Annotated in this window: 11 protein-coding genes and 1 pseudogene; 5 read left to right on the forward strand and 7 right to left on the reverse strand. The window is 24.4% G+C overall.

Annotated elements, in window-relative coordinates:
- Positions 1 to 316, forward strand: a 316-nt coding sequence (locus KQ876_RS03550; protein ID WP_216490328.1) for a hypothetical protein, incomplete at its 5' end; no start/stop codon positions are given.
- 260 nt (positions 317 to 576) lie between these two features.
- Here KQ876_RS03550 and KQ876_RS03555 read toward each other — a convergent pair.
- The 7 genes and pseudogenes from KQ876_RS03555 to KQ876_RS03580 form a co-directional block, all read right to left on the reverse strand.
- Positions 577 to 984, reverse strand: a complete 408-nt coding sequence (locus KQ876_RS03555; RefSeq protein WP_216490330.1) for a hypothetical protein — start codon at positions 982 to 984, stop codon at positions 577 to 579.
- Positions 977 to 1,654 (reverse strand): hypothetical protein, encoded by a 678-nt coding sequence (locus tag KQ876_RS03560; protein ID WP_216490333.1) that lies wholly within the window; start codon positions 1,652 to 1,654, stop codon positions 977 to 979. The genes KQ876_RS03555 and KQ876_RS03560 overlap by 8 nt, the downstream gene beginning before the upstream one ends.
- Positions 1,655 to 2,720: 1,066 nt before the next feature.
- A complete protein-coding gene (locus tag KQ876_RS04130; RefSeq protein WP_308699369.1) occupies positions 2,721 to 2,978 on the reverse strand; it encodes a DNA adenine methylase in 258 nt (85 codons plus the stop codon).
- Positions 2,903 to 3,552 (reverse strand): annotated as a pseudogene (locus tag KQ876_RS04135) (DNA adenine methylase). The gene KQ876_RS04130 and the pseudogene KQ876_RS04135 overlap by 76 nt, the downstream one beginning before the upstream one ends.
- Before the next feature lie 2 nt (positions 3,553 to 3,554).
- Positions 3,555 to 3,767 carry an RNA-binding S4 domain-containing protein gene (locus KQ876_RS03570; RefSeq protein ID WP_216490335.1) on the reverse strand — a complete coding sequence of 71 codons (213 nt, stop codon included), beginning with the start codon at positions 3,765 to 3,767 and terminating at the stop codon, positions 3,555 to 3,557.
- Positions 3,767 to 4,888, reverse strand: coding sequence for a DNA polymerase III subunit beta (locus KQ876_RS03575; RefSeq protein ID WP_216490337.1), 1,122 nt, complete (start codon positions 4,886 to 4,888; stop codon positions 3,767 to 3,769). The genes KQ876_RS03570 and KQ876_RS03575 overlap by 1 nt, the downstream gene beginning before the upstream one ends.
- Positions 4,889 to 5,031: 143 nt before the next feature.
- The gene (locus tag KQ876_RS03580) at positions 5,032 to 6,450 is read right to left on the reverse strand and encodes a DnaA ATPase domain-containing protein (protein WP_205852174.1); all 1,419 of its coding nucleotides are present in this window, start codon (positions 6,448 to 6,450) and stop codon (positions 5,032 to 5,034) included.
- A 251-nt stretch (positions 6,451 to 6,701) separates the two neighbouring features.
- On the opposite strand from KQ876_RS03580, the gene KQ876_RS04505 reads away from it, so the two are divergent.
- From KQ876_RS04505 to ftsH, 4 genes are read left to right on the forward strand one after another with little or no spacing between them, the layout of a single operon-like run.
- A complete protein-coding gene (locus tag KQ876_RS04505; RefSeq protein WP_205852173.1) occupies positions 6,702 to 9,110 on the forward strand; it encodes an ATP-dependent RecD-like DNA helicase in 2,409 nt (802 codons plus the stop codon).
- Positions 9,110 to 9,664, forward strand: a complete 555-nt coding sequence (gene pth / locus KQ876_RS03590) for an aminoacyl-tRNA hydrolase (RefSeq protein ID WP_205852172.1) — start codon at positions 9,110 to 9,112, stop codon at positions 9,662 to 9,664. The genes KQ876_RS04505 and pth overlap by 1 nt, the downstream gene beginning before the upstream one ends.
- Positions 9,648 to 10,535 (forward strand): tRNA lysidine(34) synthetase TilS, encoded by an 888-nt coding sequence (gene tilS / locus KQ876_RS03595; protein WP_216490339.1) that lies wholly within the window; start codon positions 9,648 to 9,650, stop codon positions 10,533 to 10,535. The genes pth and tilS overlap by 17 nt, the downstream gene beginning before the upstream one ends.
- Before the next feature lie 22 nt (positions 10,536 to 10,557).
- Entirely contained in the window at positions 10,558 to 12,573 is a 2,016-nt protein-coding gene (gene ftsH, locus KQ876_RS03600; protein WP_205852170.1) for an ATP-dependent zinc metalloprotease FtsH, read from the forward strand.
- Positions 12,574 to 12,627: the final 54 nt, after the last annotated feature.

Consider the following 12,627-nt stretch of genomic DNA (forward strand, 5'->3'; position numbering starts at 1 on the left):
TAATTCATCAAATGAAAACAACAAAAAAATTAGATTAGTTTATGCTTTTGATTCAAATATAAATGTTGATGTTGCTAAAAATATAGCCCAAAAATTAATTACTATTTTAGAATATGTTTTTTTAACAGCAGTTGATAAAGCATCAAAAAATATTAAACAAATTTTTTATGGAACAAAAAACAATGTTTTTGTAAATACAAATTTAAGAATTTATAACTCAACAAAAGCGGATTCCGTAGTTATTAGATATGTAGCAAATACACTCAAGCTCGAGTGTATTTGCTACATATCTAATTTCAACGGGATCAATATTTAAAAATTATTCTCGCCATTCCCTATCGTATTTACACCAAAATCACAAAAATGGTGAGAAAAAAATACACCAATTAAAGTGTATTTTCCAAGAACTACATTTTAGCAAGTTTTTTGAAGATTATTTCGAACGCTTCTTCATTTTCTAGCTCATATTGTCTAATTCTTTTTGATACTTTTTCAAATGTTTTTCAGAAAACATATCTAATATTTTTTTATCGTTCATAATAACCTCTTTTTTAATTTGAAAGTTAAATAATATTTTTACTCATTTTTACTTACATATTTTTTATTAAGGTTCATGAGTTCTTTTTCGTCAATTTTAACACGTCTTTTACCTTTGATTAACTCTTCTATTTTTTCGAATAAGTCATCAGATATATTCTCTCGTATATTAGTTTTTGATAATTCACTATAATTTATTGAATTTGTGTAAAAAACTTTATCGCAATCTATGATTGTTCAACGTTTAAAAGGATTACGTAATGGATTTGGTTCTTCAATAATAAAATCATTCATTAATTTATCTTGTGATTTAGTTATTTTATAACTTTGGCACTTAACAAATTCGTGTTGAACGTTATTTTTTATACAAATATACATATGACTTTCTTTTTTTAACCCTTGACCATAAGGTATTTTCAACCTTATTACATCTTTTATATTAATCAATTACTAAATCTCCATCTTCATCAATTTCAACATAAACAGGATTATATAATTCAGGGTCTTTAGAAACAGAAGTTAATATATCTAAATGTTCTGGTTTAATTACTTTTGAGTCTTTGTTACTAAAAACAAAATACTTTTCACCTATTTCATAAATAGTTGAATTATTAATTGTTTCTATAGAAGCTATAGAACTTAGTTTTTTAATTAATTTAAAATCATCATCATTTAAATCTTTTTCATCTAAATCTACTTGTTTTTCACCACTCATAATTAAATCTTTTTTAACTAACCATAAATTCATTTGGTGAGTTAAATTAGATAGTTCTTCTTGTGTTAAAGTAGCAATTAAAAAATTTGCTTTTTTTGCTCTTTCTAAGTTGACTAATGAATAATTTTCTTTTAGTGATTCTGTAATTTTTATATTAAATTCTTCTTTGTTGTGTGTATAATAACCTCATACATTACTAAAAACGGGTCCATTTTTATATCCTTTTAATTTTTTAAAGTCACTTGTATCTCCATCCATTTTTGAAAATAACTCATAAAAAAATAAAAATTTTTGGAATTTTAACGGGGTTTTATATGAATCGAAATCATTTTCTTTTAATCAACCACTTAAAGTTAATTTTCTTTTATTTAAACGTATTTCAATTTGGTTTTTTGTTTTCATTTTCTATCCTTAAAATCTTTATATGGTGTAATAATAACTGTTGCTCAATTAATTACACACATATATATATAGATATTAAATATGATATCATATTTTTCAACTTTTTAATTCCATTAAGCGTTTTTATAAATAAATAAAATATTTTTTAATTAAAATTTAAATATGAAAGTAAATATAGAATAGATCAATAAATTATCTTGCAATGAAATTACTAATCTTTCAAAAGACTTTAGAAATAGCTGCGAAAGCAAAGAGTTAAATTGAAAAATCAACAAAAACATACCTTATAAAATAGTACATTTTTAATAAAAATATAATTTGTTGTTTCTAAAACAGATAACTATATTGCTTTTTCGGCGTTTTTACAAGCTTCTATGTTATTAAATACAATTAATAATCTAAAATGTTCAAAAAGATATAAAAAAATTGGCTTTAATGATTATATTACAACCGGCCAATTTAAAAATATCAGTCCCTATTTATTTTATTGTGCCCAGGGTAGGAGTGGGTAATATCCAATTCACAAAATAATTATATCATTGTTTTTATTTTTCTGTTTCATTAATAATTTTCAGCGTGATATCTTATCGCTTATTTTGTTATCTTGTATTAAGATAATTAAATAATTTTTCGAAATTAGAAAATAATGCTATAATATGAGTACAGGTTTAATTAAAACACTGTGTACTATATTGGTAGAACAACAGTTTAAGCGTTATGTGTTAACGTCAACAATGTAGGGAGACTGCGAATGCAGTCTTTTATTTAATTTTAAACTCTTAATTAAGTGAGAATGTATGGATTTAAAAATTTGAAGGTATGAAATCAAAGTAGATTGATCTCATCGAAATAAAAGTGTAATTGTGAAAAAATACGTTTAAATCTATTTTGTTTTCAATCCATCAATTATTTTCAATTTCACTTATTTTTTGACGTTCAGATTGTATTAAAGAATTTAATATATTCAATTCAGTTATCTTTTAATTTCTTTTTAACAAAGTTAAAATCAACAATTACTGAATAATCATTTATAGTCTCAATCATAGAGCTAAATAATTTTTCAAAACTACTCATCATTTGTAATTATAACTTCTTCTCCTTTTCTGTTTTTAGAATCCCTATTAATCATTCTTTTAGCAGGTACTACTTCAATATTAAAACCTTTATATAGTTCATAAACTAAATCTACATTGTTGTTTGTTAACATTATTTTAACACCTTTCGAATCTAATTTCCTATATAAATTAGCTAACCTCACATGATCGTCGTAAGAAAATCCGTCTTTTGTATAATCTGTAAAATTTGCTGTTTTTGTTGCAGGAATATAAGGTGAATCAAAAAATACAAAATCACCATTTTTGCATCTTTAACAGCTTCTTCGAAATCTTTTGAACTAAATTGAATATTATTTTTATTTAAAAAATAATTTATATTTAAAATATTTAATTTATTAATTGACGACCCTTTGATTTTATTATTAAAAGGGACGTTAAATAACCCTTTAGAATTTACTCTATAAAGACCATTAAAACAATGTTTATTTAATCAAATAAGATAAGAAGAAGTTATAACATCCAATTCTGAATTAATAATTTTATCGTTATATTTATCTCTTATATTAATATAAAATTCTTTGTTAATCTCATGATTATCTAATTTTTGTATAAACTTAATTAAATCATCAACATTATTTTTTATATCATTATAAATATTAATCAATTGTTTGTTATTATCGTTTATGATGGCTTTTTTAGGTTCTATTTCAAAAAAAGTGCTCCACCACCAACAAAAGGTTCATAATATGTATTAAACTCCTTCGGTATTTTATTTTTTAATATATGAAGAAGTTGTTTTTTTCCTCCGGCTCACTTCACAAAAGGCGTTAATTTAAATTCCATATTTAATCTTCCTTAATAACTTTTATTAAAGTGTCATTTATTCAAACCGTATCGCCTACATGTATTTTGGTAGAACGCCCTATAGGCTTTACGCCATTTATTTTAATATCATTATTTTGTAAAAAATATTTAGATTCACCACCAGTTGATATTTCTCTAATTTTCTTTAAAAATTGACCTAATTTAATTGATTCATCTCTTATTTTTACTATCATTAAAACTTCCTAATTGGTGTTATTAATTGAATATTATCTTTTTCGTTTTCAGAAATTAAATATATTTTATCATCATTTTCTGTTATATATAACTTTATAATTCCGCTTGATAAAACAGAAACCGCATCTTTTAAAAATTGATAATCAACATCAATTTCAAAGTCTTTTCCAACTAAATTGTGCTTGTTAGTAGAAACTTCACTAATTCCTATTTCGGGTATTTCAAAAGTAATATTTATAGAATTTTTAGAAATGCTAAATTGTAATTTTTTAGCTTTTTCTGTATTGTGAAATACAACTTTATTTATTAATTTCAATAATTCATCCTTATCTATTTCAATAGTTTTATTATATTTTATTTCTAATAAATTATTTAGATCAATAAAATTGATTTTTGATATTGATGTTTGTATAATTGAACCTTCATAAGAAATTCCAAATTTATCAATATTGTAGAAAATATTTATTTTTTCCGGAACGCCTTTTGTTATTAATTTTTTTAAATTTTTAGCATCGATATTGATATTAATATCATTTATTTTGTTAATTTTTATTTTTTCAGTAGATAATCTATATGAATCAGTAGATAAGAATCTTAAGTAACCATCACTTTTACTGCTTATATTTACACATCTAAAAACAGCAACATTCAATCTTTCGTTATTTGTTGAATGAGCGGTTGATATGTAAACATCATTAATAACTTTGTTTAATAATTCAGAACTTATTTCAAATGAATTCTCTGTATCTTCAAAATTAATTTTAGGATATTTATTATAATCTAATTGAGTAATTGTATATTTTGTTTTATTCTCAAATATATTTACAACATTATCTTCAACAGAAAAAGTAACTTCTTTATCAAATTTTTTAATTATATTTTTTAATATTATTGAATTTAATAGTGTTTTACCTGTTCTTTTTATTTTTAAATCTTTTTCATCAACTTCAATTATTCTTTTTCCTGAAATAGAAGAACTAGTACTTATTAATGTTAATTTTTCGTTATCTAATTCTAAATATATTCCTCTTTGTGGTAAATAAGAGTCACTTTGATCTATAAACGAATATAAAAATTCTATTGCTTCGTCTATTATTTTTTTACTAATTGTGAAATTCATGTTTTCTCCTTAATATTTTTTTAAAATAATTATATTTTGTTAATATGTTAATAAATAACTGAAAAGTTGAAAAAATGCTCTTTTTTAACAATTATTTTAACTTTTACAAGTTATCCACAACTTATTTAATTGTTAATAACTAGTTATTTTTTCCCATATATGTCCTTTTTTAATTCGTTCATAGTTTTATTTATAGATAGAGCTTGTGCCTCATCATTTAGTTTATTTAAGGCACTCAAAATAGTTGTATGATCTCTGTTGAATATTTTACCGATCTCCGTAGAAGATTTGTTTAAAATATTTTTTATCATTATTATTGATAAATGCCTTGCGATAACTATTTCTTTTTTTCTAGATTTTCCTAATATTTCTTTTGAACTTACTCTATAATATTTTGCAACGTGCTTAATTATATTTTCGTGAGAAATGTTATCGTTATTTTTTATAACATTCTCAAAAATGTTTTTAATAATACCTTCTACATATTCGTTTTCTTTAAAAGAACTTTTAAATAAATTTATTCTATTGGCAGCACCTATTAAAGATCTTATAGAACCAATATGATTTCTAACTATATAATTTATTGAATTATTATCTAAAATGGATGTATCAAAATTTCTTTGTTCTAATAAGAAAAGTAACATTTTATTCATATCTTCTTCAGTGGGCGTGTTTATTTTAGTAACTAATCCGGATTGTAATCTTGTATATATTTTATTTTCAAATTGATTTTCTAATTCGAATAGCTCATTTTCAGATGATATTATTGTTATTTTATTGTTTTGAATTCTGTTATCAAGTATTTGATATATAAAGTTTTTTGTTTGTTTTTTTTGCCCTTCTGCAAACACTTGAAAATCGTCGAAAATAACTATATCCAAGTTAGAAAAGAAATTTAAAAGACTTGAAATCTTCTTGGAATTATTTTCTGTATACATTTCAGAAATTTTTCTTGTAAATAACTCAGGGCTTATATATACACCGTTTTTATTATTGTTCTTGAATTCGTTTCCTAGAGCGTGTAGTAAATGGCTCTTTCCTAAACCTGATGACCCTGAAATATATAGTATATAAAACCCATTATTGTCATTTATTATAGACTTACATATATCTATGGCTTCTTTATTGAAATCTAGTTTTAAATAATTATCAAAGGTATAGTTTGTTTGAAAGTTATTTAATAATTGATTTTTTTCTGCTTTCGTAGCAATATTAGCTTTTATACTATCTTCTATTTTTTGTTTTATAAGTTTTTTAGTTTCTTCTGATTTACTAATGTGGGTTAATTCGTATTTTGCTTGATTACCAAAAATTTTAATAATACATTTTTGGTATAAATCATCAAAGTTTTTTTGATGACCTTTTAAAATATTTTCATTGACGTTTGGTATATATATTTTTACCATGTTTTGATCATAACTAGTTATACTTAAATTTTTTATAAAAGTTTTTCAAATCATATTATCATTTATTTGTTCTTTCATAAAATTTTTGACTTGTTCAGTATAGTTTGATAAAACGTTTTCTTCGTTTTCTTTTGAATATTTATTTATTAAATTCATATACTAATTTTATAACTTTTTTTACTTTCTAAAAACTTAATAATTTATGTAAAAATTAATTAACATAGTTTTCATAAAGTTATCAACAACTTTTTTGCCTATAATATAGTGTTTTTATAGATTTATCCACACATTTAAAAATATGTTGATAAATATGTTATTATCCTTGTTATAAATATGTGTATAAATATGTGGAAAACCAATATTTATTTTGTTAAGTAAATTTACAAAAAAATGTATAATTTAATAATATGATATTCGAAAAAGAAGATGAAACAAAAAACAAAAACGATGAAACTTTAATTGGAAAATTTACCGACAAACTAAAAGGACCAGATAACGGCTCTTGAGGTTTTTTTAAATTTAAAAAAGATAATTCAAGAGAACATGTCATGATTTATTGTTCAGGATTAGAAATGCCTGAACTAAACAAAAAATATGAGGTGACAATTGTAAAAGCACAAAGAAATTTTAAATTGATTAAATATATTCCTGTTAAAGTTGAAATAGATATTAATTCTGAAATTAATACTCACCTTAACAAAATACCATCAGTTGGTAAAGCGACAAGTAAAAAAATATTAGACGCTTTCGGTAAAGATGTTATAAAAGTTTTTTTCGATGAAAGCAAAGCTATCGAAATTTTAAAAGTAATTCCAAAGAATACTTACGAAAAGATATTGAGTTATTTTAAGAAGAACGAGAAGCAAATGCTAAAAATCAATGATTTGATTAATCAAAACACAAAAGAATACCAAGAGAACATCCAATTCTTTTTCGGTAATGATTTACAAAAAATATTTACATTATTAACAAAAATTCACGAGAATGATTCGAACCCAAATTTTATTGAGTTATATAAATCCAAGAATCCATACGATTTATGAGAACAATATGATATACCTATCAATGATGTAGATACATTCGCTTTACTTTTAGGTTATCAAACCCTTTCAAAACAGAGAATTTATGCTTACATCGATTACGCAATGTTTAATTTGGAAGAAAATAATTCAACTTTTATTAATATTAATGATTTGATTATTTCTGTAATTAAATTTGCTAATTTATCAAGCGATATAGAAATTAAAGAAATAATCAATAGTTTTATAATAAACAAGATTAAAGATGGTAAACTTTTTATTAAAGAAAATTGTGTTTCAAGAATAGAAATGAGAGAGAAAGAAAAATTTATTGTTGACAAAATAAATTTTATTAATCAAAATAGTGTTTTAATTCTCCAAAAAGAACCACAAAAAGAATTAAAGTATTTATCTGATGATCAAAAAATAGCATATCAAATGGTTTCTGATTGTGGTGTAAGTATAATTTCCGGTATGCCTGGCACAGGAAAAAGTTTAATAATAAAACACATTTATAGCACCTTAAAATTAAATGATTTTAAAGAAGAAAACGATTTTTATATTTTAGCACCTACGGGTAGAGCAGCCTCAAATATTTCAAGTAAACACGGAATTTCAACCAGAACAATACATAGTTTTTTAAAGATAAAAAATGATAAAGAGGAAGTTCCTTCTGATATAGATTTTGATAATATTAAAATTTTAGTTATAGATGAATTTAGCATGGTGAATATTAATATTTTCTATAAAATTTTAAGAGCTTGTTCCAATTTACAAAAATTAATATTAATAGGTGATTCTAATCAATTGCCTGCAATCGGACCGGGTGTGATTTTAAATGATTTAATTGAAAGCAAGAAAATACCATGTGTTTTCTTAAACAAAATTTATCGAAGTGATTCCGAAGAGATAAAAAATTATATAAATTTTATAAATGCTTTAGGAGATTTGAAAAACCCTTATTTTATCGATTTTTTTAAATTTTTCATAAACAAGAAACTTATAGAGTTTATTTCTGACAGAGAAATTATTGAATATTATAAACAAAAATTATTACTAAATCCGGAAAATACGTATAAAGAATTTGTTTATAATTTTTCTGATTCGTGGATTGAATATATAGCGAAAGGTTTTACAGGAAATCAAGTTAACGTTTGAAATAGTAAAAAACCTTTTGATGATTTATCATCATTATTTATTGAAAAAGTTAACAAGTATGGAATTTTTAATACAGTTATATTGTGTCCTATTTATAGAGGTAGTTTTGGTATTAATTCTATTAACAAAGCTATTCAAAATAAATATAATCCAAACGGAGAGGTTGTTCATGTTTCTAAAATTAATGGAGAAACTATTGAATATAAAGTCGGAGATAAAGTGATACAACTAGTTAACAAAAACGAAATAGGCATTTCTAACGGTGATTTAGGTGTTATTAGTTATATTGATGAAACTAAAGCAGAAAAAGAAATTTTTGTTAAATTTAAAATCGGTGAAAAAGAAATAGATGTTAAATATACTAAAGAAGATTTTTCGGCAGAAATTAATTTAGCATATGCTATAACCGTACATAAATTTCAAGGAAGTGAAAATGAATCTGTTATTTTTGTGGTTTATAAAGAACATTCAGGAATGCTCAACAGAAAGCTTGTTTATACCGCTGTTTCTAGAGCAAAAAAAGATTTAACTATTTTTGCGCTTAATGATAATATTTATTCATCAATTTTTGTTAACAGGTTTTCAAAAAAAGAACATAAAATAACAAATATGCAAGAATTTTTAGATTTGGAGGAATAATGAAATTAATAGTTGGTTTAGGAAATCCAGGAGAAGAGTATAAATATACTAGACATAATGTTGGATTTTTAATTATTGATAGAATTTGTGAAAAATTAAATGTTAAATTAAACAAAGAAAAATTTAACGGAGTTTTTGTTAAAGTTGATGACATAGTTATTGCAAAGCCTATGACATATATGAATTTATCAGGTACTTTCGTTCAACAATTAAAGAATTTTTTCAAAATAGATAGTACTGATATTATGATTATTCATGATGATAAAGATTATGATTTATCAAAAGCAACAATAAAAATAGGTGGTAGTGGAGGCAGTCATAATGGTGTTAAAAGCATTATAGATAATTTGGGTACCTCAGATTTTAAAAGAATGAAAATTGGTATTAATGCTCCTCATCAAGGTCAACTTAAAGATTTTGTTTTAGGTAAATTTTCTTCAAGCGAAATGGAAAAAATTTTACCTATTATTGATTTAGCGGCTGAAACAGCAATTTCTTTTGGTTTTAATGATATTTATACAATAATGAACAAATTCAATGTTAACAAAAAATAAAAAATATTTAATTGCTGTTTCTGGCGGCCCGGATAGTATGTTTCTTTTGAATAAATTTAAAAACAAAAACGTTGTTGTAGCACACGTTAATTATAATCAAAGAAAAGATAGTTATGAGGACCAAAAAATAGTTAAAAATTTTTGTTTCGATAACAATATAGATTTACAAATTCTTGAATTAAAAAAGGAAGATTATATTTCAGGAAATTTTCAAGAATGAGCAAGAAATGAAAGGTACTCATTTTTTAAAGAAATTTATGATAAGAAAAAATGTGATGTATTATTAGTTGCGCATAATATAGATGACTTTTTAGAAACTTCTATATTACAAATTAATAGTGGTAGAAAACCACTATATTACGGAATAAAAAGAACAAATAATATTTATGGAATGAATATTATTAGACCGTTATTGTTTAAGTATTTTAAAAGTACAATAGAAAATAAATGTCTATCTAAAAAAATTCCTTTTCATATTGATTATACAAATTTAACAAATAAATACTCACGTAATAAAATAAGAAATGTATTAAAAAAGAAATATAAAATTTACAAATTATTTTTATTAGCCAAAATAATTTTTAAAAATTCATTTTTAAAGTTTAAAAAATACAAAATATACAAAGAATATTATGAATGAGAAAAGAAAGATTTTTCAATTGATTTTTTTAGGTCATTAAAATATAAACATGAAGTTCTTTTTAAATTCTTAAACGAAAATAATCATGAAATAAATTTATCGAATCAGAAGATAAATAGTATTATAAAATTTATTTTATCTAAAACAAATAATAAAATTTATAAGTTAAATAATAATTTTTATTTGAGTAAAAAAAATTGAAAATTATTTATAAAAAACTCTATAATTTAAATAACATATATGAAAGGAATAAATGAGAAATAAAAAAATATGAACAGGTATTTTGTTCGTTGTTGTTTTAGGCATTATTATTTATTTTGTTTGAAGCCAATTGACTTCTGGTCAAAAATACGAACAAATTTCACTTACAGCTTTAGCTGATAAGCTTAAAGAAGCAGCTGCAAATGAAGGTGACGACAAATATTTTATTGGTATAAACGTAAACCAATTCGAAAATACAATAATAGGGTCCTTTAATGATGGACAATTAGGTTTAAAAACTTTTCAAACTTACGGATCTTTGAGTTTACTTAAAATTGTTTTAGGTGGTTCTGATACTCAATCTTCGGAATTAATTAATAATTCATTTTTAGGTGCTAATAGCGAAGTCTTATCAAAAACTTCGGAATCATTAATTGGTTTATCATCAGTAAAAACTCCGTCCCAAAGTATGTGAGGTTCATTCTTTATATCTTTAGTACCGACTTTGATTTTAATAGGTGCAATTGTGTTATTAACTAGATATCAAATGAGATCAATGAACGGTCAAGGTGGAGGAGCTTTTGGTGATAAAAGTCCTGCCCAAATAATCAAATCAGATAAAAAATTTAGTGATGTAGCAGGAAACAAAGAGCCTATTGAAGAAATTTCTGAAATAGTAGACTACTTAAAATTTCCAAAAAAATATGAAGAATCTGGCGCTAGAATGCCGCGCGGAATTCTTTTAGGTGGTCCTCCAGGGACAGGTAAAACTCTATTAGCAAAAGCTACCGCCGGTGAAGCTAACGTTCCATTTTATTTTGTTTCTGCATCTAGTTTTGTAGAGCTTTTTGTTGGAATGGGTGCAAAAAGAGTTAGACAAGTTATTGCGGAAGCTAGAAAAAATTCTCCTGCAATTGTTTTTATTGATGAGTTAGATGCTATCGGTAGAACTCGTGGTTCTGGTATAGGTGGAGGCCACGACGAAAGAGAACAAACACTTAATCAATTGTTAGTTGAAATGGATGGTATAAAGGAAAATTCTGGATTATTATTCGTTGCGGCTACAAATAGAACTGACGTTTTAGATCCGGCTTTAACTAGACCAGGTCGTTTTGATAGGGTAATTACAGTTGGTTTACCTGATGTATCAGAAAGAGCTGAAATTTTAAAATTACACGCTAAAGGGAAAAGATTTTCTCCAGATATTGACTTTAAAAATATTGCTAAAAGAACACCAGGTTTTTCGGGTGCTCAATTAGAAAACGTAATAAATGAGTCGGTCTTATTATCTATTAGAGAAAAAACTAATTTGATAACTTTATCAATAATTGATGAAGCAATTGATAGAGTCATGGCAGGACCTGCTAAAAAATCAAGAACAATTACAAAGGAAGAATTAACTTCTGTTGCATATCACGAAGCCGGACATGCTGTTGTTGGATTAAAAACACCCGGTGGAAACAAAGTTCAAAAAATTACTATTATACCTAGAGGTCAGGCTGGTGGTTATAATCTTATGATGCCCGAAAACGAAAAATACAACTATTCTAAAGAAGAGTTGCTTGCTTCGATAGCAAGTTTTATGGGTGGTAGAGCAGCTGAAGAGATTATTTATGGTAAAAATAAAATTTCAACCGGTGCATCTGATGATATAGAAAAAGCCACAAATATAGCAAGAAGAATGGTTACAGAGTTTGGGATGAGTGACTTAGGACCAATTAAATATCAAAGCGAAGAAGGTAGTCCTTTCTTAGGGAAAACTTTAGCCACAAATAGTAGTTTATCAAATCAAATAAGCCATGAAATTGACTTAGAAATTAGAAAAATTATCTTAGAAGCACAAAATCATGCTCATAAAATTATCAATGAAAATATGGAACTTTTAGAATTGATAAAAACATCATTACTTGAAAAAGAAACAATTATAGCCGAAGAAATTGATTATATAGCTAAGAATCTTAAATTACCTGAAACAGTTTCTGAAGAGTCTATAAATGAAGAAAATACACTAAGTTTAGACGAATTAATAAAAACCACAAGTGATAGGTCAGAAGATAATAATAATTAAAGTTTAAACTTATAAGCCTACACACAAGGCATAAAAGAATAAAAAAGAGGTTTG

The organism is Mycoplasma sp. CSL7491-lung (assembly GCF_018913965.1).
Lineage (GTDB): Bacteria > Bacillota_I > Bacilli_A > Mycoplasmatales > Metamycoplasmataceae > Mycoplasmopsis.